This window comes from Streptomyces sp. BJ20 (assembly GCF_022869105.1).
GTDB lineage: Bacteria > Actinomycetota > Actinomycetes > Streptomycetales > Streptomycetaceae > Streptomyces > Streptomyces griseoincarnatus.
In genome coordinates, this window is the sequence record NZ_CP094918.1 from 441,406 (window position 1) to 461,452 (window position 20,047).

The 20,047-nt window shown below is 73.3% G+C and carries 19 protein-coding genes and 2 pseudogenes; 10 read left to right on the plus strand and 11 right to left on the minus strand.

What is annotated here, in order from left to right; translation table 11 throughout:
* Nucleotides 1-232 precede the first annotated feature (232 nt).
* On the plus strand, nucleotides 233-739 hold the full coding sequence (locus MTR79_RS02105; protein ID WP_086699519.1) for a hypothetical protein: 507 nt from the start codon (nucleotides 233-235) through the stop codon (nucleotides 737-739).
* Nucleotides 740-900: 161 nt separating this feature from the next.
* Nucleotides 901-3,105 carry a trypsin-like serine protease gene (locus MTR79_RS02110; RefSeq protein WP_244788940.1) on the plus strand — a complete coding sequence of 735 codons (2,205 nt, stop codon included), beginning with the start codon at nucleotides 901-903 and terminating at the stop codon, nucleotides 3,103-3,105.
* 72 nt (nucleotides 3,106-3,177) lie between these two features.
* Here MTR79_RS02110 and MTR79_RS02115 read toward each other — a convergent pair whose 3' ends face one another.
* The 3 genes from MTR79_RS02115 to MTR79_RS02125 form a co-directional block, all read right to left on the minus strand.
* A complete protein-coding gene (locus tag MTR79_RS02115; RefSeq protein WP_048460499.1) occupies nucleotides 3,178-4,437 on the minus strand; it encodes a DUF2637 domain-containing protein in 1,260 nt (419 codons plus the stop codon).
* Between the two features lie 88 nt (nucleotides 4,438-4,525).
* Nucleotides 4,526-5,356 (minus strand): DUF3558 family protein, encoded by an 831-nt coding sequence (locus tag MTR79_RS02120; protein WP_244788942.1) that lies wholly within the window; start codon nucleotides 5,354-5,356, stop codon nucleotides 4,526-4,528.
* A 133-nt stretch (nucleotides 5,357-5,489) separates the two neighbouring features.
* Nucleotides 5,490-6,323, minus strand: coding sequence for a hypothetical protein (locus tag MTR79_RS02125; protein ID WP_086699524.1), 834 nt, complete (start codon nucleotides 6,321-6,323; stop codon nucleotides 5,490-5,492).
* 216 nt (nucleotides 6,324-6,539) lie between these two features.
* Here MTR79_RS02125 and MTR79_RS02130 point away from each other — a divergent pair, with 216 nt between their 5' ends.
* A complete protein-coding gene (locus tag MTR79_RS02130; protein ID WP_244788944.1) occupies nucleotides 6,540-7,733 on the plus strand; it encodes an RtcB family protein in 1,194 nt (397 codons plus the stop codon).
* Between the two features lie 32 nt (nucleotides 7,734-7,765).
* On the opposite strand, the gene MTR79_RS02135 is transcribed toward MTR79_RS02130, so the two are convergent.
* The 4 genes from MTR79_RS02135 to MTR79_RS02150 all read right to left on the minus strand — a co-directional run bounded on the left by MTR79_RS02135 (nucleotide 7,766) and on the right by MTR79_RS02150 (nucleotide 9,797).
* Nucleotides 7,766-8,329: a dihydrofolate reductase family protein gene (locus MTR79_RS02135; RefSeq protein ID WP_189365541.1), complete on the minus strand. Its 564-nt coding sequence runs from the start codon at nucleotides 8,327-8,329 to the stop codon at nucleotides 7,766-7,768.
* A gap of 48 nt (nucleotides 8,330-8,377) precedes the next feature.
* Nucleotides 8,378-8,566, minus strand: a complete 189-nt coding sequence (locus MTR79_RS02140) for a hypothetical protein (protein WP_086699530.1) — start codon at nucleotides 8,564-8,566, stop codon at nucleotides 8,378-8,380.
* Nucleotides 8,563-9,342 (minus strand): SDR family NAD(P)-dependent oxidoreductase, encoded by a 780-nt coding sequence (locus tag MTR79_RS02145; RefSeq protein WP_086699531.1) that lies wholly within the window; start codon nucleotides 9,340-9,342, stop codon nucleotides 8,563-8,565. The genes MTR79_RS02140 and MTR79_RS02145 overlap by 4 nt, the downstream gene beginning before the upstream one ends.
* A 119-nt stretch (nucleotides 9,343-9,461) precedes the next feature.
* Nucleotides 9,462-9,797, minus strand: coding sequence for a YnfA family protein (locus tag MTR79_RS02150; RefSeq protein WP_033272608.1), 336 nt, complete (start codon nucleotides 9,795-9,797; stop codon nucleotides 9,462-9,464).
* Nucleotides 9,798-10,038: 241 nt separating this feature from the next.
* Between MTR79_RS02150 and MTR79_RS02155 the strand changes: the two genes are divergently transcribed.
* From MTR79_RS02155 to MTR79_RS02185, 7 genes and pseudogenes are all read left to right on the plus strand, one after another.
* Nucleotides 10,039-10,500, plus strand: a complete 462-nt coding sequence (locus MTR79_RS02155; protein ID WP_244793029.1) for a MarR family transcriptional regulator — start codon at nucleotides 10,039-10,041, stop codon at nucleotides 10,498-10,500.
* A 64-nt stretch (nucleotides 10,501-10,564) separates the two neighbouring features.
* On the plus strand, nucleotides 10,565-11,674 hold the full coding sequence (locus MTR79_RS02160; RefSeq protein ID WP_244788946.1) for an LLM class flavin-dependent oxidoreductase: 1,110 nt from the start codon (nucleotides 10,565-10,567) through the stop codon (nucleotides 11,672-11,674).
* Nucleotides 11,671-12,228 (plus strand): annotated as a pseudogene (locus MTR79_RS02165) (CE1759 family FMN reductase); the annotation flags it as partial. The gene MTR79_RS02160 and the pseudogene MTR79_RS02165, both read left to right, overlap by 4 nt.
* A 730-nt stretch (nucleotides 12,229-12,958) precedes the next feature.
* The gene (locus MTR79_RS02170) at nucleotides 12,959-13,687 is read left to right on the plus strand and encodes a response regulator transcription factor (protein ID WP_086704809.1); all 729 of its coding nucleotides are present in this window, start codon (nucleotides 12,959-12,961) and stop codon (nucleotides 13,685-13,687) included.
* A 48-nt stretch (nucleotides 13,688-13,735) separates the two neighbouring features.
* Entirely contained in the window at nucleotides 13,736-15,139 is a 1,404-nt protein-coding gene (locus tag MTR79_RS02175; RefSeq protein WP_086704816.1) for a HAMP domain-containing sensor histidine kinase, read from the plus strand.
* Between the two features lie 69 nt (nucleotides 15,140-15,208).
* On the plus strand, nucleotides 15,209-16,474 hold the full coding sequence (locus MTR79_RS02180) for an ArgE/DapE family deacylase (protein ID WP_244788948.1): 1,266 nt from the start codon (nucleotides 15,209-15,211) through the stop codon (nucleotides 16,472-16,474).
* A 44-nt stretch (nucleotides 16,475-16,518) separates the two neighbouring features.
* A complete protein-coding gene (locus tag MTR79_RS02185) occupies nucleotides 16,519-17,226 on the plus strand; it encodes an AAA family ATPase (protein WP_086704811.1) in 708 nt (235 codons plus the stop codon).
* A 42-nt stretch (nucleotides 17,227-17,268) separates the two neighbouring features.
* Here MTR79_RS02185 and MTR79_RS02190 read toward each other — a convergent pair whose 3' ends face one another.
* The 4 genes and pseudogenes from MTR79_RS02190 to MTR79_RS02205 form a co-directional block, all read right to left on the minus strand.
* Entirely contained in the window at nucleotides 17,269-17,898 is a 630-nt protein-coding gene (locus MTR79_RS02190; protein ID WP_244788949.1) for a VOC family protein, read from the minus strand.
* Nucleotides 17,899-17,977: 79 nt separating this feature from the next.
* Nucleotides 17,978-18,286, minus strand: a pseudogene (locus MTR79_RS02195) (STAS domain-containing protein); the annotation flags it as partial.
* 140 nt (nucleotides 18,287-18,426) lie between these two features.
* Nucleotides 18,427-18,900 carry a DUF4396 domain-containing protein gene (locus tag MTR79_RS02200; RefSeq protein WP_189365537.1) on the minus strand — a complete coding sequence of 158 codons (474 nt, stop codon included), beginning with the start codon at nucleotides 18,898-18,900 and terminating at the stop codon, nucleotides 18,427-18,429.
* 112 nt (nucleotides 18,901-19,012) lie between these two features.
* Complete coding sequence (locus MTR79_RS02205) at nucleotides 19,013-19,891, minus strand: alpha/beta hydrolase (protein WP_244788951.1); 879 nt, start codon at nucleotides 19,889-19,891, stop codon at nucleotides 19,013-19,015.
* Nucleotides 19,892-20,047: the final 156 nt, after the last annotated feature.

The window sequence follows — 20,047 nt, forward strand, 5'->3', positions numbered from 1 at the left end:
GACGTGAGAGTACGCAAGGAGTGAGGTTTGAGCCACTGGTTGTGGTTGGAACGATCCAGTGAGAAGACGCACACGCTGCGTTCAGGCCATTTGGCAGTGAATGAGCCACTTTGTGCGTGCGAGCGAGCCGAACTTGTGTTTGAATTCGGCCGCTCTTCCGTCCGGACCCGCCGCGGTGAGAACCACCTGCCGGGCCGTACGGAGTAACTCACGATGCGCAGGGGGGACTTGCGTGAACCTCGCACGAAGGATCATCGCCACCGGTGCGGCTGCCGCCGCCTGTGTGGCGACCGTGATCGCCACCGGGCTCACCGGATCGCACGACGCGTCGGCCGCCGCCTCAGTCGCCGGCGAAGAACCCGGTTACGCGGTGGAGGACTACAACTACCCGCAGGCCGACAAGATCAAGGACGAGCTGGGCATCGTGCTCAAGCGGGGTGACGGTCACATCACCCTCGCGACCTGCGGCAGCCGGACCGGGCTGCTGGAGGTGTACACGCGCGCCACCCAGATGGTCTGCTTCAGCGTCACCGGGACCTCCGGCTATCTCAGCCTCGAGATCCCGTCCGTCTACGGGGTGAAGGGCGCCGCGGGTGTGGACGCCGACCTGACCCTCCGGGCCCCGGACGAGGCGGTGCAGGAAGTGACCGTGCCGGAGAACTCGTTCGAGCCCGTCGGTGAGTCCATCGACCCGAGCGGCCGGAGCCACATCCTCGTCGAAATCCGTACCAGCGCGTAATCCCGCCGGACGCCACCGGAGCACGCACCGACACCCGTCCCGCCCGGGACCGGAGTGAGACGTGGGCGGACGCACGCAGAAGCGGTGATCCGCCGAACCCGGTGCGCTCGCGTGGCGCACCCGCCGACCCCTGCCGGATCCACCCCCAAGGAATGAACCTCATGCGACGTACCAGACCCGTGCGCCCCGCCGTACTGGGAGCCGCGCTGACCACGGGAGCCCTGGTCCTGACCGCCGCGCCCGCCCTCGCCGTCACCGGCCCCGCCGCCCCCTCCGGCGACACCACCCACGCCTACGCCGCGCAGCTGATCGTGGGCGACCACGACCGCGGCTGCTCCGGAGTCCTGGTCGACCCCGAGTGGCTGCTCACCGCCGCGAGCTGCTTCGCCGACGACCCGGCGCAGAGCCTCGCCGTGCCCGCGGGCAAGCCCGCGAAGAAGACCACCGCGACCATCGGCCGCGCCGACCTCACCGGCTCGGGCGGCGCCGTCCGGCAGGTCGTCCAGCTGGTGCCCCGCACCGACCGTGACGTGGTCCTGGCCCGGCTGAACCGTCCGGTGACCGGCGTCGCTCCCGTCGCCCTGGCCGCCTCCGCGCCCGTCGCGGGCGAGCAGCTCAAGCTCGCCGGCTACGGCCGCACGGCGACGGAGTGGGCCCCGCTGAACCTGCACACCGGCACCTTCACGGTGGACTCGGCCGACGGCACCACCGCCACCGTCACCGGCCAGGGCGGCGTCGCCGCGTGCATGGGCGACACGGGCGGCCCGATGGTCCGCACCACCGGCGGCGCCCACCAGCTGGTCGCGCTCGCCAGCCGCTCCTACCAGGGCGGCTGCCTGGGCACCGACGAGGAGCAGACCGGCACCGGCGGCATCGCCGCCCGCGTCGACGACCTCGCCTCCTGGGTGGACTCCGTGGCCGGCGCCCCCCGCGTCACCGACTTCAACTGCGACGGCGTCGAGGACATCGCGATCGCCGACCCGAAGGCCACCGTCGGCGGCGACACCAACGCCGGCCTCGTGCGGATCGTGTACGGCGGCGGCAAGGGCACCGCCGAGATCACCCAGGACCTCGACTGGGTCCCCGGCGGCTCCGAGACCAACGACTACTTCGCCGAGGCCATCGACACCACCGACTTCGACGAGGACGGCTGCACCGACCTGGTGGTCGGCACCCCCGGCGAGAACCTCGGGGACGCCGCCGACGCGGGCATGGTCGACATCCTCCACGGCGCCCCCGGCGGCATGGGCACGGGTACGCAGAAGGCCACCCACTACGAGCAGGGCAGCGGCGGCGGGTCCCTCGGCGCCTCCGCGTCCGAGAAGGGCGACCGCCTCGGCCACGCCGTGGCCGCCGGCGTCACCGCCGAAGGCGTTCCGTTCGCCGTGGCCGGTGCGCCGGGCGAGGCGCTGGGCAGCGTCGCCGAGGCCGGCCAGGCGTTCTACCTGTACGGCACGACCAACGTCTCGCTCCACCAGGACAAGCCCGACGTCCCGGGCGCCGTGGAGGCCGGTGACCGCTTCGGCACCACCGTCGCGGCCGACGCCTTCCACATCGCCGTCGGCGCGCCCAACGAGGCCATCGGGGCGGACGCCGACGCCGGCAACCTCGCCGTGTTCTCGCACCGGCTGACCGCCGGCAACCCCACCCCGCTGTTCGGACTCGACCAGGACCTGGACACCGTCTCCGGCGGTGCCGAGCCGGGCGACCAGTTCGCCGCGGCCCTGGCCCTGGTGCCCTACCGCCCGTCGGCCGGCGCCACCGGTGAGTCGATCCTCGTCGTGGGCGTACCCGGCGAGGACCTGAGCATCGACGGCGTGAACAAGACCGACGCCGGCATGGCCCAGAGCTTCCGCATCACCGCCGCCGGCACCTACAGCCAGTCGCCCAGCTTCTACTCGGGCACCGCGACCGACGACGTCAGCGGCACCTCCGAGGCCGGCGACCGGTTCGGCGCGGCCCTCACCGCCGTCAACACCGCGCCCCGCGCGGTCAGCACCGCGGCGAACCTGAAGCTGGCCGTGGGCCTCCCGGACGAGGCCGTCGGCACCACCGCGAAGGCCGGCGCCATCACCACGTTCTCCCTGGTGGGCTCCCCGGGCGCCAACGACCGCTGGTTCGAGGCCGGCAACGCGGGCGGCATCCCCGGCACGCCGGGCGCCAACCAGCGCCTCGGCTCCAGCATCCACTTCACCGGCACCCAGCTGTACGTCGGCATGCCCGACGGGCCGCTTACCTACGGGGCCCTGCACGCCCTGCCGATGTCCAACGTGGTGAACGGGACCAGCACCCCGGCCACCACCTACCAGCCGGGCAAGGGCGGACTGCCCTCGGCGGGCGTCGCCTTCGGGCACGCGGCGCGGTAGGCGGACGCACGGCACGAACGCGACGGGGCCCCCGGATCACCGGGGGCCCCTCGTCGTACGTCCACGCGCCGCTCAGGCGATGTGGTCCTCCTCCAGCTCCGCGGCGTGGCGGGCCTGGAAGCGGTCGACGAGGTCCTTCAGGGCGCTCGGGCTCAGCGTCACGCCGTACGTCGCCTCGATGTTGTCGCCGAGGACGCGGGGGGTCGGGTAGCTGCCGTCTATCGACTGCCGGAAGACCTGGTAGAAGTCGTCCTCACCCGGCTCCGCGTCCGGAGCGGCGCCGCCCTCGCCCAGCTCACGCGTGCGGCCGCCCTTGACGACCGGGATGGGGAAGGTGCCGGTCTCCTCCGGGGCGGGCTCCTGAAGAGGCGGCTCCACCTGGTACTGGTCCTCGTACTGCTCCGCCTGGCGCTGCTCGGCCATCCAGCGGGCGTACTCGTCCGGATCGAACTCCGGGTCGTAGCCGCCGTGGTACTCCACGGACTGGGGGTCGCGGGCGTGCAGCCAGGGGTTCGACGGCTCCTCGTCCCTGCGCTCGGGCTCCAGCTCCAGCCGCTGCTCGCCCGACGGCACCTGAACCGGGCCGGCGGCACGACCGCCCGCAGCGGGGGCGGGTTCGGGCGCCGGGGGCAGCAGGGCCGGTTCTATGCCGGCCGCCGCCAGGCCCGCCGGGGCCGTCTCGGCCAGGGGGACGCCGTACTTGGCGAGGCGGAGCGGCATCAGCGACTCGACCGGGGCCTTGCGGCGCCAGGCGCGGCCGAAGCGGGAGCGCAGACGGGCCTGGTAGACCAGCCGCTCCTGCTCCAGCTTGATCACCTGCTCGTAGGAACGCAGCTCCCACAGCTTCATGCGCCGCCACAGCAGGAACGTCGGGACGGGCGAGAGCAGCCAGCGGGTGAGCCGGACGCCCTCCATGTGCTTGTCGGCGGTGATGTCGGCGATCCGGCCGATCGCGTGCCGGGCGGCCTCCACGGAGACCACGAACAGCACGGGGATCACACCGTGCATGCCCACACCGAGCGGATCCGGCCAGGCCGCCGCACCGTTGAAGGCGATCGTAGCCGCCGTCAGCAGCCACGCCGTCTGCCGCAGCAGCGGGAACGGGATCCGGATCCACGTCAGCAGCAGATCCAGCGCCAGCAGGACGCAGATGCCGGCGTCGATGCCGATCGGAAAGACGTAACTGAAGTCGCCGAAGCCCTTCTTCAGGGCCAGCTCACGGACCGCCGCGTACGAACCGGCGAAGCCGATCCCGGCGATGACGACGGCACCGGAGACGACCACGCCGATGAGAACCCGGTGCGTCCGTGTCAGCTGAATGGGCGCGGCCACCCGTACTCCCCTCCCAGTGCGTGTTGTTGCGCGCAACAGAGTGGCACATGTGTACGGGGAACGGGTGGCCGGTTCTGGTTCGGCGAGGTCAGCTCTTGCCGGAGGCGGACGCCGAGGGCGCCTTGGAGGCCGGCGCGGACGGCCTGCCCGACGCCGGAGCGGACGGCGAACCGCTCGCCGCGGCAGGGCCGTTGGCCCTCGTCACGGACAGCACGGCCTCCTTGGCGGCCTTCTTCGCGTCCGCCAGCAGCGCGGCGGCGTCCGGCGTCTTGTCCCCCGCCAGGCCCGCGCCGTTGTAGTCGAGGGTGACGACCACGTTCTCCACGCGCACCACGACCGTCTGCTGCTTGAAGGTGCCTTCCTTCTTCTTCAGGTCGTAGCGCACCGCGGTCGCCTCGTCGCCGGTGCCCGTCACCGCCTGGGCGTTCAGGCCCTTCGCACCCGGCGTCGCCCGGATCTCGCGCACCTGCTTGTCGTAGTACTCCTGGGCGAGCTTGTCGCCCGGGCCGCGCGTGGTGTCGGACTCGAAGCGCAACAGCGACACGTTAAGCCAGCGGAACTGCGAGCCCTTGACGCCGTTGTTGTCCAGGCTGCTCCAGGAGCAGCTGGCCCGCGACGCCACGTCGTCCGAACTGCCCTCCTTGCCGGACTTCGCCTTGGGCGCCAGGTCCTCGAGGGTCTTCTTGCTCAGCGCCCGGCACGCCTCGGGCAGCGTCCGGTACGCCGCCGCCTGCACGGTCGGCGACGGGCTCGCCGACGCGGAGGCGCTCGCCGCCTTGTCGCCGCCGTCGTCGTCCGGCCCGGAGTCCGAGGAGCAGCCGGTGGCGACCAGCATCACGGGGACGGCTGCCGCGCAGACAAGGACGCGGGTCAGGCGCTTGGCTCGCTCGGGCTGCTCTCGCTGTGCTCGTCGCTGCATGGTTCCTTCACTCATGACGCTCGTGTTCCCTGCGGTCGGAACGGTGTCCGAGGGGTCACGGTACGCGCCCTGTCACCCGTACGGCCGTACTTCGCGGCCTTCGCAAAGAGCGTGGAGAGGCGGTGAACGAGGGTCAGCCGCCCAGCGAGTCGGACAGCTCGGCGGCCAGTTTCCGGGCCCTGTCCTGCATTTCCTTGCTGTCCGGGACCGCTCCGACGGTCACCGGCTGCTCCGCGTACTCGATGGTCACGATGACGTTGGACGTGCGGAACGCCACAGTGACGGTGCGCTCCTGGACGGTCGAGCCGGAGCGGTCGAGCGCGTCGTCGAGGAACGCCTCGTCGCCCAGGTCCTCCAGGACCCGCGGCTGGAGGTCGGACGGCGCGACGGAGGGCGACGCGGTGGACGAGGGCGCCGAGGGCGAACCGGACGCCGTCGCCGAGCCGCTCGGGTCCGCCGGGCCGGTGCCCGCGCCGGAGCCGGTCGGGGAGGGGGAGCCGGAGCCCGTCACCGTCGGCGAGGGCAGCTGCGCCGCCGTCTGCCTGCGGGCGAACAACTCCTCGGCCTGGGCGTCGTCGCTGACCGCGTTGTCGTAGGAGACGACCCGTTCGAAGTCGACCAGCAGCCGGTCCGTCGCCGCGAGCGACTCCACCTTCCAGCGGCAGCCCACCTTGCGGTCGGTGTCGTACGTGAGCGTCGCCTCGCCCGCGTACGCCTTCTCCCGCTGCTGCTCGTCGGTCAACTCCGTGAGGCCGGGGAGGAGTTCCTCCAGCGTCCGGTCGTCGACGGCGCCGCAGGGCTCGGGAAGGGTGGCGTACCGGCCGGGCTGGGCCGCCTGGGTCGCCGTGCCGGCGCTGCCCGGGTTGGAGTCGTCCGCCTGTCCGCCGCTGTCCGGGCTGCCGGTGCAGCCGGCCAGTACGGCCGCGAGAAGCGCGGCGACGCCGGGTCCGTACGCCTTCCGCTGCACGGTCCAGGTCCTCTCGACGGTGGATGCGGGCCGCTGCCCGCCGGGTCCTTCCAGTGTCCCCGCTGGTTATTCGCTTGCCGCAGGGGGGAGCCGTTCGCAGACAATGTGTATCGCACGCACTGCCGCGGACGCCGGTCCGATATCCCTTTTCACCGACCTTGGCGCCGGTTTTGCGTTACAGGACTTCTGTTGTGTTACCGGGGGAATGGGGACGTCATGTCGTACGTGGAACTGCCGGGCGCGAAGGTGCCGATCCGTATGTGGACGGACCCGGCGACCGTCGAGGAGGGCGCGCTCCAGCAGCTGCGCAACGTCGCCACCCTGCCGTGGATCAAGGGCCTGGCCGTCATGCCGGACGTCCACTACGGCAAGGGCGCGACGGTCGGCTCGGTCATCGCGATGCGGGGCGCGGTGTGCCCGGCGGCGGTGGGCGTGGACATCGGCTGCGGCATGTCCGCGGTGAAGACGTCCCTGACGGCGAACGACCTGCCCGGCGACCTGTCCCGGCTGCGCTCGAAGATCGAGCAGGCGATTCCGGTGGGGCGCGGGATGCACGACGACCCGGTGGACCCCGGCCGTCTGCACGGCTTCGCGACGGGCGGCTGGGACGACTTCTGGACCCGGTTCGGCGGGGTCGCGGACGCGGTGAAGTTCCGTGAGGAGCGGGCGGCGAAGCAGATGGGCACGCTGGGCGGGGGCAATCATTTCGTTGAAATTTGTACCGATACGGAGGGTTCCGTCTGGCTGATGCTGCACTCCGGTTCCCGCAACATCGGCAAGGAACTCGCCGAGCACCACATCGGCATCGCGCAGAGGCTTCCGCACAACCAGAACCTGGTCGACCGCAACCTCGCCGTCTTCGTCGCGGACACCCCGCAGATGGCGGCGTACCGCAACGACCTGTTCTGGGCCCAGGAGTACGCCAAGTACAACCGCACGATCATGATGGCGCTCCTGAAGGACGTGGTCCGCAAGGAGTTCAAGAAGGCGAAGCCCACCTTCGAGCAGGAGATCAGCGCACACCACAACTATGTGGCCGAGGAGCGCTACGAGGGCATGGACCTGCTCGTCACCCGCAAGGGCGCGATCCGCGCGGGCTCCGGCGAGTACGGGATCATCCCGGGTTCGATGGGCACCGGCTCGTACATCGTGAAGGGCCTGGGGAACGACAAGTCGTTCAACTCGGCGTCGCACGGCGCCGGTCGGCGGATGAGCCGGAACGCGGCCAAGAGGCGCTTCACGGCCAAGGACCTGGCGGAGCAGACCCAGGGCGTGGAGTGCCGCAAGGACTCCGGCGTCGTGGACGAGATCCCGAGCGCCTACAAGCCGATCGAGCAGGTCATCGACCAGCAGCGGGACCTCGTCGAGGTCGTGGCGAAGCTGAAGCAGGTCGTCTGCGTGAAGGGCTGAGCGCCGCCGCCGCGTGCGGGGTCACTCCCGGGTCACCTCCGCACGCGGTGGCGGAGGTACGCCACGTTCGGTGTGAGCATGCGGGATTCCACGAGGTCCAGGTGGACGCGGCGTTCGTCGTGGGGGAAGTAGCGGGTGCCCCCGCCGACCAGGACCGGGTGGACCACCGTGCGGTACTCGTCGATCAGGTCCGCCGCGGCCGCCTCGGCGGCCAGGGTCGGTCCGCCGATCGCGATCTCGCCCTGGCCCGGCTCCTTCCGCAGCCGGGCGATCTCCTCGGCGACGCTGCCGGAGGCCAGGCGCGCGTTGCCCTTCACCTCTGTCAGGGTGCGGGAGAAGACCACCTTGGGCAGGGGGTTCCACACCTCGGTCCACTCGCGCTCCGCGTCACCGAGCGACGGGTCGTCGGCGGCGGTCTCCCAGTAGAGCATCGTCTCGTAGAGCCGCCGGCCGAGCAGATGGACGCCGAGCTTGCGGGTCTCGTCGATCCAGAAGCGGAAGACCTCCTCCTCGGGCGCCGACCAGTCGAGGCCGCCGTCCGGCCCGGTGACGTAGCCGTCGAGCGAGATGCCCATCGCGTAGGTCACGTCGCGCATGGCCGGTACTCCTCGGTGTCGGGGTCCCCGTACCCCTCCAGGATGGCCCTACTTGGCGTGCCTCACCGCGTAGATCATCACGAACGCCACGATGTGGATGCCGAAGAGGAAGTAGCCGAGGTACAGCCAGACGTAGCGCTCGCGCTTCTTCTCCAGCTCCAGGCGGCGCCGCTCGCCGTCCGTGGTCCCGCCGCCGTCCGGGACGGCGGCCTCGGCCGTCCCGCCGTCCGTGGTCATCGTGTCTCCCGGTGCACCTTGGTGTTGGACGCCTGGGCGCGCGGGCGGACGACCAGCAGGTCGATGTTGACGTGCGGAGGCCGGGTCACGGCCCAGGCGACGGTGTCGGCGACGTCGTCCGCCGTGAGGGGCTCGGCGACGCCCTCGTAGACCCTGGCGGCCTTCTCCGCGTCGCCGCCGAACCGGGTCAGGGCGAACTCCTCCGTCTTCACCATCCCGGGCGCGATCTCGATCACCCGCACCGGGCGGCCGACGATCTCCAGGCGCAGGGTCTCGGCGAGGACGTGCGCGCCGTGCTTGGCGGCGACGTAGCCCGCGCCGCCCTCGTAGGTGGCGTGCCCGGCGGTGGAGGAGACCACCACGACCGTGCCGTCGCCGCTCGCGTCCAGCTTGGGCAGCAGGGCCTGGGTGAGGTTGAGGGTGCCGATGACGTTGGTCTCGTACATCGTGCGCCAGTCCTGCGGGTCGCCGGTGGCGACCGGGTCCGCGCCGAGCGCGCCGCCCGCGTTGTTGACCAGCACGCCGACGGTGCGGAACGCGGTGGCGAACTCGTCGACGGCGGCGCGGTCGGTGACGTCGAGGGGGTACGCCGTCGCGGAGTGCCCGGCCGCGGTCAGCTCCTCGGCGAGCGCCTCGATGCGGTCCTTGCGGCGGGCGGTGAGGACGACGCGGTAGCCGGCCTCGGCGAGCCTGCGTGCCGTGGCGGCGCCGATCCCGCCGCTCGCGCCCGTGACGACGGCGATACGGGACGCGGCGGGCGGTACGGCGGTGGCCATGAGCTGCTCCTCGGGCGGGCGGCGGCAGGGGGCGGGCGGTCGGCGCGTGCGGTACGGCCGTGCCCGGCCAGCATAGGCGGCGGTGGGAAGGGGGCCGGCGGGTCCTCGGGCGTCCCTCGTCAGCCGTTGCGCGGGGCCCACATGATGACCGCCATGCCGGCCAGGCACACCAGCGCGCCGGTGATGTCCCAGCGGTCCGGGCGGTAGCCGTCGGCGACCACGCCCCACAGGATCGACCCGGCGACGAAGATCCCGCCGTACGCGGCGAGCACCCGGCCGAAGTGGGCGTCGGGCTGGAAGGTGGCCACGAAGCCGTACGCGCCGAGGGCGAGGACGCCGCCGGCCGCCCACATCCAGCCACGGTGTTCGCGCACGCCCTGCCAGACCAGCCAGGCGCCGCCGATCTCCAGGATCGCGGCGAGGACGAACAGAGCGGCGGAGCGGAGGATCAGCATGCGGGCAGCTTGGCACGGGCCGCGTCACCTGTTGGAGGGCGCCTGGGCCGGTGCGGAGCGAGGGATACATGCCCCCGTGACGGACGCAGCGGACGGACGGGCCGGGGACGGGGCGACGACGGCGGTGCCGCCGGGGGAGCGGAGGACCGCGGGACCTCCGGGGAACCGTAACGCGGCGGGGCCGCCGGGGGAGAGGCGGGCGCGGCTGACGGCGGAGCTGGCGGTGGTGGCCCGGCGGTACATGGCGTCGTACGCGCTGTTGAACCAGGCGCTCGCCGACCGTCTCGGCCTGCACCCGACCGATCTGCAGTGTCTGAACCTGCTCACCCTGGAACCCGGCCCGGTGACGACCGGGCGGATCGCGGAGCTGACCGGGCTGACCACCGGGTCGGCGACGCGGCTGGTGGACCGGCTGGAGCGGGCAGGGTACGTGGTGCGGGCGCGGGACGCGGGCGACCGGCGGCTGGTGCTGGTCGCGCCGGTGCCGGAGCGGATCGCCGAGGTGGCGCGGGTGTGGGAGCGGGTCGGAAGCGGCTGGTTCGCGCTCTTCGACGACCTGGACGACCGTGAGCTGGCGCTGTTCGTCGAGCACATGCGACGCACCACGGAGTACGGGGCCGAGCAGGCGGCCCGGCTGCGGGCGGGGGAGCCGGTCCCGGCGGGGACGGTGGACCGGGAGGCCGTGTCCGGGCAGGCGGAATAGGAGGAGGCCCGGGACCGTTCCAGGGGTATAGTTGAACCATAAACAACCTGGAGGGTGAGCGGCCATGCAGTTCGGGATCTTCAGCGTCGGGGACGTCACCCCCGACCCGACGACGGGGCGTACGCCGACCGAGCGCGAGCGGATCAAGGCCATGGTCGCCATCGCGCTGAAGGCCGAGGAGGTCGGCCTGGACGTGTTCGCGACCGGCGAGCACCACAACCCGCCGTTCGTGCCGTCCTCGCCGACGACCATGCTCGGCTACATCGCGGCCCGCACCGAGCGGCTGCTGCTGTCCACCTCCACCACGCTGATCACCACCAACGACCCGGTGAAGATCGCCGAGGACTACGCGATGCTCCAGCACCTGGCCGACGGCCGGGTGGACCTGATGATGGGCCGCGGCAACACCGGCCCGGTCTACCCCTGGTTCGGGCAGGACATCCGCCAGGGCATCAACCTCGCGATCGAGAACTACGCCCTGCTGCACCGGCTGTGGCGCGAGGACGTCGTCGACTGGGAGGGACGCTTCCGCACCCCGCTGCAGGGCTTCACCTCCACGCCCCGCCCGCTGGACGGCGTGCCGCCGTTCGTCTGGCACGGGTCCATCCGCTCGCCGGAGATCGCCGAACAGGCCGCGTACTACGGCGACGGCTTCTTCCACAACAACATCTTCTGGCCGGCCGACCACACCAAGCGGATGGTCGAGCTGTACCGGAGCCGGTACGCCCACTACGGGCACGGCACCCCCGAACAGGCGATCGTCGGGCTCGGCGGGCAGGTGTTCATGCGGAAGAACTCGCAGGACGCGGTGCGGGAGTTCCGGCCGTACTTCGACGTCGCGCCGGTGTACGGGCACGGGCCCTCGCTGGAGGAGTTCACCGCGCAGACCCCGCTGACCGTGGGCTCCCCGCAGCAGGTGATCGAGAAGACGCTGGCCTTCCGTGACTACGCAGGCGACTACCAGCGCCAGCTGTTCCTGATGGACCACGCCGGGCTGCCGCTGAAGACCGTCCTGGAGCAGCTCGACCTGCTCGGCGAGGAGGTCGTGCCGGTGCTGCGGAAGGAGTTCGCGAAGAACCGTCCGGCCGGTGTGCCGGAGGCGCCGACGCACGCCTCGCTGCTGGGCGCCGCGCGGAAGGGCGCCGACGCCGACCGGGAAGGGGCGCGGACATGAGGATCGTCGTCGTGTCGGCCGGGCTGAGCGTGCCGTCGTCCACGCGGCTGCTGGGCGACCGGCTCGCCTCGGCCGCGGTCGCCGCGGCCGGCGCCGAGCCCGGCGACGTCCGGGTGGTCGAACTGCGGGACCTCGCGGTGGAGATCGCGCACACCTTCACCAACGGCTTCCCCGGCCCCGCGCTGTCGGAGGCGTTCGACGCGGTGAGCGGGGCGGACGCGCTGATCGTGGTCACGCCGGTGTTCTCGGCGTCGTACAGCGGGCTGTTCAAGTCCTTCTTCGACGCGCTGAGCTCCACCGATTCCGAGGCCCTGACCGGCATGCCGGTGCTGATCGCGGCGACCGGCGGCAGCGCGCGGCACTCCCTGGTCCTGGACCACGCGCTCCGTCCTCTCTTCTCCTACCTCCGCGCGGTCGTCGTCCCGACGGGTGTCTACGCGGCCTCGGAGGACTGGGGTGCGGAAGGGCTGGACGCCCGGATCGGGCGGGCGGCGGGGGAACTGGTCGCCTGGGCGGCGGGGGCGGGAGCGGTGCCTCGGCAGACGGCTCCGGCCGGCGTTCCCGGCCCGCGGGACGTCCGGCCCGGCGGGCGGACCGCCCCGGTCCTGACCGGCACGCAGACCGCCCTGGGCGGTCCGGCACCCCGGCAGGCCGCCGCCTCGGTCGGTGGCACGGGTCAGGACGCCCGTCCGTCGCCGGAGGCCGGGGCCGTGCCCGGAGGCCGGGGTTCTGCGCGGGGCGGCCTCGCGGGCCGTGGTCCGAGTGCGCCGGACGGTGCCGCGTCGCAGGGCGCTGAGGCCGTGCCCGGTGGCCGGAGCTCCGCACGGGGCGGCCCTGCGAGCCCTGGTCCGCATGCGCCGGACGGCGACCCGTCGCCCGGCTCGGTGCCGACGCCCGCGACGGCGGTCTCGACCGGCGGGGCGCAGCCCCGGAAGACGGCGTCCGGCGTCCGGGGGCCGGCCCCGCAGGGCGGCGCCGCGCCCGGTGGCCGGAAGTCCGCGCAGGGCGGCACCGCGGGCGGCCGTCCGGCCCCGGCGGACGGGCATCCGTCACCCGGGCCCGGGGAGGCGTCCGGCGGGAGGCCGGACCAGCACTCCGGGGCCGGGCCCCGGCATGGGACGCCGAGGGGCGCCCCCCTCCCCAAGAAGGACACGTTCGAGAACGTGACCCCCTTCGAGGAACGGCTCGCCGCGCTGCGCCCTGGTGGGTGAGACGGCGGTAAGAAGCGGGGGCCCGGACGGCCGGCGGGGCCGCCCGGCCCCGGCGGCTTGGCACACTGGGCGGGTGCCGCACACCGTTCTGCTCGCCGAAGACGACCGCGCCATCCGCAACGCGCTGGAGCGCGCGCTGACTCTGGAGGGCTACCGCGTCACGGCCGTCGCCGACGGCGTCGAGGCCCTCGCGCAGGCCCACCGCAGCCGGCCCGACGTGCTGGTGCTCGACGTGATGATGCCCGGCATCGACGGGCTTCAGGTGTGCCGGGTGCTGCGCGCCGAGGGCGACCGCACCCCGGTGCTGATACTGACCGCGCTGGTGGAGACCGCCGACCGGATCGCCGGGCTCGACGCGGGCGCCGACGACTACGTCGTCAAGCCGTTCGACGTCGAGGAGGTCTTCGCCCGGCTCCGCGCCCTCCTGCGCCGCGCGGCCCCCGCGCCCGCCGAGCCCGAGCCGGCCGCCGCACAGGAGGCCGAGCCGCCCCCGCCGACCGGACGCTTCCTGGAGGCGGCGGGACTCCGCATGGACCCGCAGGCCCGCCGGGCCTGGCGCGGCGACCGCGAACTGGAGCTGACCCGCACCGAGTTCGAACTGCTGGAACTGCTCATCCGCAACGCCGGCGTGGTCCTCGACCACTCCACCATCTACGACCGCATCTGGGGCTACGACTTCGGCCCCGGCTCCAAGAACCTCGCCGTCTACGTCGGCTACCTGCGCCGCAAGCTCGACGAGCCCGGCGCCCCGCAGCTCATCCACACGGTGCGCGGGGTGGGCTACGTGCTGCGGGAGGGCTGAGTGGCGGCCGGCGGCGGTGCGCACGGGCCGTCGGTCCCGCGCCGCCGGATGCGGCTGCTGTCGCTGGGCACCACCTTCGCGGTGGCGTTCGCGGCGGTCACCGCGACCGTGACGCTGCTGGTCGGCTTCCTGTCGTACAACGCGGCCGCGCGGCTGGTGCGGGTGGACCAGCAGTCCGTCTTCGACGAGGTGGTGCAGGACCTGAGCGCGGAGGTCCGGCGGAACCGGATGTCGCCGCACGACTTCTCCTCCGCCGCGCCCGGCCACGACCTGGTGCGCCCGGCCCGCACCGACGTGCAGGTGCTCGGACCGGACGGCAGGGTCGTCGACCCCGGCAACCCCGGGCTGCCCGTGGAGGACGACGACCGCCGGATCGCGGGCGCCGCCACGGCGGGGCGCGTGGTCGTGCACGCCGGGGTGGACGTCGGCGACGACGTCTACCGGGTGGCGACCGTCTCCCTGGGCGGCAGCCGGGGCGCGGTGCAGGTCGCGCAGGAGTTCAGCGACACGGAGGACCTGCTACGGGCGCTGCAACGGCGCACGTTCCTGCTCATGGCGGCCGTGGTGGTCGCCGCCGGGCTGTTCGGCTGGTGGCTGGCCCGGCGCATCACCCGCCGCCTCGTGGTGCTCACCAACACCGCCGAGGCCGTCGCCCGCACCCGCCGTCTCGGCATCCAAGTGCCGGTCGCCGGCTACGACGAGGTGGGGCGCCTCGGCCGCGCCTTCGACCGGATGCTGGGCCGGCTCGCCCAGTCCGAGGAGGACCAGCGCCGGCTGGTCCAGGACGCGGGGCACGAACTGCGCACCCCGCTCACCTCCCTGCGCACCAACATCTCGATGCTGCGCCGCATCGACGAGCTCCCGCCCGACAGCCGCGAGGAGCTGGTCACCGACCTCGCCCAGGAGGCGCGGGAGCTGACCGACCTGGTCAACGAGCTGGTCGACCTGGCGGCCGGGCAGTCCGACACGGAGCCGCCGCAGCGGATCGACCTCGCGGACGTCGCCGAGGAGGTGGCGGGCCTCGCCCGGCGGCGCACGGGACGCGAGATCCAGGTCCACGCCGTCGGGGACACCACGACCCACGGACGGCCCGGGATGCTCGGCCGGGCGCTGTCCAACCTGGTGGAGAACGCGGTCAAGTTCGACCGCGAGGGCCGGGCGCCCGTGGAGATCCACGTGGCGGGTCCGGCCCGCCCGGGCACGGTGCGGGTGGAGGTCCGCGACCGGGGCCCGGGCATCGCCGACGACGACCTGACCCGCGTCTTCGACCGCTTCTACCGAGCCGCCGACGCGCGCGCCCTGCCCGGCTCGGGCCTGGGCCTCTCGATCGTCCGCGAGGTGGCGCTCGCCCACGGCGGAGCCCCCTACGCCTTCCACCGGGCAGGCGGCGGCACCGTCACGGGCTTCACGGTGGCGGGGGCGACGGAGGAGCGGGGCGAGTCGGGGGCGTAACCCTCGCATCGCCTGCGCAGGATGCATGCGGGGGCCGTTGTCGGGCCGGCCCCCGTGAGGGGAGGGGTCGTGCTGAGCGATGACGAGAGTGCCGCGTTGGCCGCGGTGGACGCCGCGGCGGCCGCGCGGACGTTGATGGAGTTGATCTCCGTGCCGAGCGTCACGGGGAGCGCCGCCGAGTCGGAGCTGCAGCATCAGCTCGCGGGGCGGCTGGAGTGGCTGGGTCTTGACGTCGACCTGTGGTCGATGGACCTGCCCGCGCTGCGCGCCGACCCGGAGTTCCCCGGCACGGAGGCGCCCCGCGAGGAGGCGTGGGGGCTGGTCGGGACGACGTCCGACGGGGGCGACGGGCCGACGCTGATCCTCCAGGGCCACGTCGACGTCGTACCGCCGGGGGATTTGGCCGCGTGGGACGGGGATCCGTTCGTGCCGCGCGTGGAGGGGGACCTCGTGCACGGGCGCGGGGCGTGCGACATGAAGGCCGGTCTGGCGGCGCACCTCGCGGCGCTCGCCGCGATACGGGCGGCCGGGATCCGGCTGCGCGGCCGGGTCGCCGCGCACTTCGTGGTCGGCGAGGAGGACGGCGGTCTCGGTGCGTTCGGCACGCTGCGGCGCGGTCACACCGGCGACGTCTGTGTCATCGCCGAGCCCACCGCCTCCACGCTGATCACAGCCAACGCGGGCGCGCTGACCTTCCGGATCGCCGTGCCGGGCAAGGCCGCGCACGGCAGCTCACGCGAGAAGGGTGTCAGCGCCGTCGACGCCTACCTCCCGCTGCACCGGGCACTGGCCGCGCTGGAGGAGGAGCGGAACCGGGACCCGGATCCGCTGCTCGCGGAGTACCCGCTCCCGTACGGCCTGTCGGTGGGCACGCTGCGGGCGGGGGACTGGGCCAGCAGCGTGCCGGACCTGCTGGTCGCGGAGGGCCGGTTCGGAGTACGGCTCGGCGAGGACCCGGCGGACGCGCGTGCCGCGCTGGAACGGTGCGTGGCCGAGGCGTGCGCCGCCGACCCCTGGCTGCGCGACCACCCGGCGACGGTGACCTGGCCGGGCGGACAGTTCGCGAGCGGCATGCTGCCCGAGGGGCACCCCCTCGCGGACACGGTCGGCGCCGCGCACGCCGACGCGACGGGCGGGGGCGTGCCCCGGCGGCGCGGGGCGACGTACGGCAGCGACCTGCGGCACTACACCGACGCCGGGATACCGGCCCTGCAGTACGGGCCCGGCGACATCGCGGTGGCGCACAGCGCGCGGGAGCACGTGAGCGTGCGGGAGGTGGTGGAGACGGCGCGGACCCTGGTGCTGACGGTGCTGCGGACGGTGGGCACCAAGTGAGCGGGCGGGCTGCCCGCCGCGCCGCCCCGTGACACACTCGACCCGTGATCATCGAACGTGCGTACGCCCATGTGGGTGCGTACGACGCGGGGGAGTGGCCCTGGTCGGTCCCGTGCGTCCGCGCGCTCCTCGACGGCGGCCTGCGGTTCACCGCCCCGGTCACCTTCGTCGTCGGGGAGAACGGCTCCGGCAAGTCGACCCTGGTCGAGGCGCTCGCCGAGGGCTTCGGCCTGGACCCGTGGGGCGGCTCGCACGAGTGGCGGTACGCGAGCCCCCGCGCCAAGTCGGTGCTGGGCGAGCACATCCGATTCGACGCGGCGCCCCGCGGCCGCCGCATGCTCGCCTCCTGGTCCGCCCGCCAGGGTTTCTTCCTGCGCGCCGAGACCGCTCTGGACGCCCTCGGCCGGGAGGGCCTCGCGCCGGACGAGCGCAGTCACGGCGAGGGCTTCCTCGCGGCCTTCCGCGACAAGTTCCTGCGCCCCGGCCTGTACGTCATGGACGAGCCCGAGGCCGCCCTGTCCTTCTCCTCGTGCCTGGAGCTGCTCGGCCACATCGACCAGCTGACGCGGGCCGGCGCGCAGGTGGTGTGCGCCACCCACTCCCCGCTGCTGACCGCCCTGCCCGGCGCGGACGTCGTCGAGGTCGGCGACCACGGCATCCGGCGCACCGCCTGGCAGGACCTCGCCCTGGTCGACCACTGGCGCCGCTACCTCGCCGACCCGACGGCGTACCTGCGGCACGTACTGGAGTGAGCGGTCCCGAAGGCAGGGGCGTCTCGGAAGGCAGGGGGCGTGTCACTCGTCCGGCTTCCGCTCGGGCGCCTCGCAGACGTAGCCGTCGAGGTCGGTGAAGGGGCCGGCGGGGCTGACGAGGGCGATGCGGTGGGAGCCGCTGCCCTCGGTGGACACGCCCGTGACCTTCCCCAACGCCTTGCGCTTGTACAGCGACAGCTTGACGCTGCCTGGGTCGCCCTTGAACTCGACGTACTTGCCGCCGAAGCTCTTGCCGACGGTGAACCCGCGCTCGGCGTAGAACTGCCTGGTCGCCTTCACGTCCGCCACGCCGAGCAGCAGCACGATCTCGTCGATCGCCCGGGTCACCGGACCGGTGTTCTTCTTCGTCGAGGTCACCAGCTGCCAGATCGTGCCGTCGGGCGCCTGGACGACGCCGCCGTAGCCCCACAGGGACTTCTCGGCGGGCTTCAGCTGGGTGGCGCCCGCGTCGAGGGCGGCGCGGTGCAGGGCGTCGACGTCACCGGGCTGGGACATGACCAGCGACAGGGTGAAGCCGCGGAACCCGCTCGTGGGCTCGTCGGACGGGCGCAGGCGCACCCGCTCCCGGTCCAGGCCGAAGGCGTCGGAGTAGAAGCGCGCGGCGGCCGTGGGGTCGGCCACCTCCAGCGTGACGGAGTCGATGGAGTTCATGCAGTCGACGGTAGGACCGCCCCGCCCGCCGGCGCTTCTCGGAAACTGACCGGTTGCCGGGGCGGCCCGAGCCGTCCGGTCAGCCGCCGGCGAGCTCGCCGCTGGGCGTCTTGTGCATCCGTGCGCCGGGCTCGTTCAGCCCGGCGATCTCGGCGGTCTCGGCGGTCTCGGCGGTCTTGCCGCGCTGGGCGTACTCCGTCCCGAGGGCGTCGAGCGCGGCCACCGAGGAGGCGTCACAGAGGTGCGCGGCGGACAGGTCGATCACGACGCGGTCGGGCCGGTGGGCGTACGAGAGCCGGCCGACCAGTTCGTCGGAGGAGGCGAGGAACAGCTCGCCGGTGACCCGGTGGACCACGGTGCCGCCGTCCGGGTCGGTGACCGCGGTGACCGCGGTGACCGCGGTGACTGCGGTGACCTCGGCCGGCCGCGCGACGCGCCGCTGACGCGGAGGGGCAGCCGCCGACGCGGAGGGGGCCGAAGGGAGCTGACCGGAGGATCCGGCCGGTCGGCCGGTCGGCCGGGGCGGGGTCAGTGGTGGGCGTGGACCACCGCGTGACCCTTGCCCCGGCCGATCATCCACTTGTTGACCGGGGTGGTGACCAGGAAGGCGACGGCGAAGCCGCCGAGCAGCGCGTACCAGAACAGGCCCTCGGACAGGTGGGCGTCCATCGCCCCCGGCGTCAGCGCGATGATGGCGTTGTCGACCAGCTCCATCACCGCGATGGAGACGGTGTCGGCGGCCAGCGCGATCTTCACGGCGGCCTTCAGCGACACCCCGGCGCGCACCACGGCGAAGAGGGTGAAGGAGTAGCCGAAGACGAAGGCCAGGCCTATGGCCAGGGCCATCGTCGGGACGTCGCCCCACAGCAGGGCCGTGCCGATGACCATGCCGAGGATCTCGCCGACGGCACAGCCGAGCAGGCAGTGCAGCGTCGCCCGTATCGCCATCGACCAGGTCGCGCCGGGCGCGGTACCGGTGTGGTGGTGCATGGCGTGGTCCATGACCTCGTCCCCCTTCGAAGCGTCACGGGGACGGTGCCGTCCCCACGCACACCCGAACGATATACCCCCTAGGGGTATTCCCGCCAGGAGTGACTCCGCTCCGTCGGTTCTGTCAGCGGGCCAGCAGGTCCCGGATCGCCGCCGTCACCTCCTCGGGCGCCTCCTCGGCCATGAAGTGCCCGGCCTCGGTCAGCCGGTGGTCCAGGTCCGGCGCCCAGGCCCGCCACACCGCCGAGGCGTCGTAACCCAGCCGGGCGCCCCAGTCCTGCTGGAGGACCGTCACCGGCATGGCGAGCCGGGTGCCCGCGTCCAGGTCGGCCCGGTCGTGCTCGACGTCGACGGTCGCCGAGGCCCGGTAGTCGGCGACGATCGACGGCACCGCCGCGCGGCTCGCCCGCAGGTACGCGGTCCGCACCTCCGGCGGCAGCGCGCCCGGTCCGGTGGACCAGGCGTCGAGGAACGACCCGAAGAAGGCGTCCGCGCTGCCCGCGATCATCGCCTCCGGCAGGCCGGGCGGCTGCGCCATCAGGTACAGGTGGAAGGCGACCGCAGCGGAGACGCCGTGCAGGACGTCCCACATGTCGAGCGTCGGCACGACGTCGAGGATGCCGAGGTGCGTGACGGTCTCCGGGTGGTCGAGCCCGGCCCGGAAGGCGACGAGGGCGCCCCGGTCGTGCCCGACGAGGGCGAAGCGGTCGTGGCCGAGCGCGGCGGCCACCGCCACGACGTCGGCCGCCATGGTGCGCTTGGCGTACACGCCGGAACTGTCGGCGGCCGGCTTGTCGCTGGCGCCGTAGCCGCGCAGGTCGGGGCAGATCACGGTGTGGTCGGCGGCGAGCCGCTCGGCGACGTGCCGCCACATGAGATGCGTCTGCGGGAACCCGTGCAGCAGCACGACGGGACTGCCGTGCCCGCCGACGGCTGCCGCCAGCTCGACGCCGTCCACACCGGGCAGCCGGCGGTGCTCGAAGCCGGGAATGGTGGGGGTCATAGGGGTGCGTCCATTTCTTCAGGGGCGGGGACAGGAGCAGCGTGGGGCACGGCGATGAGCAGCGGATCAGTACGGCGGGGGCGGTGCCCCCGGAGACAGGGGGCGCGGGGTTCCGGTCCCCGGCCCGAGGCGTGGGCCGTGCAGCCTCGGCCCCCG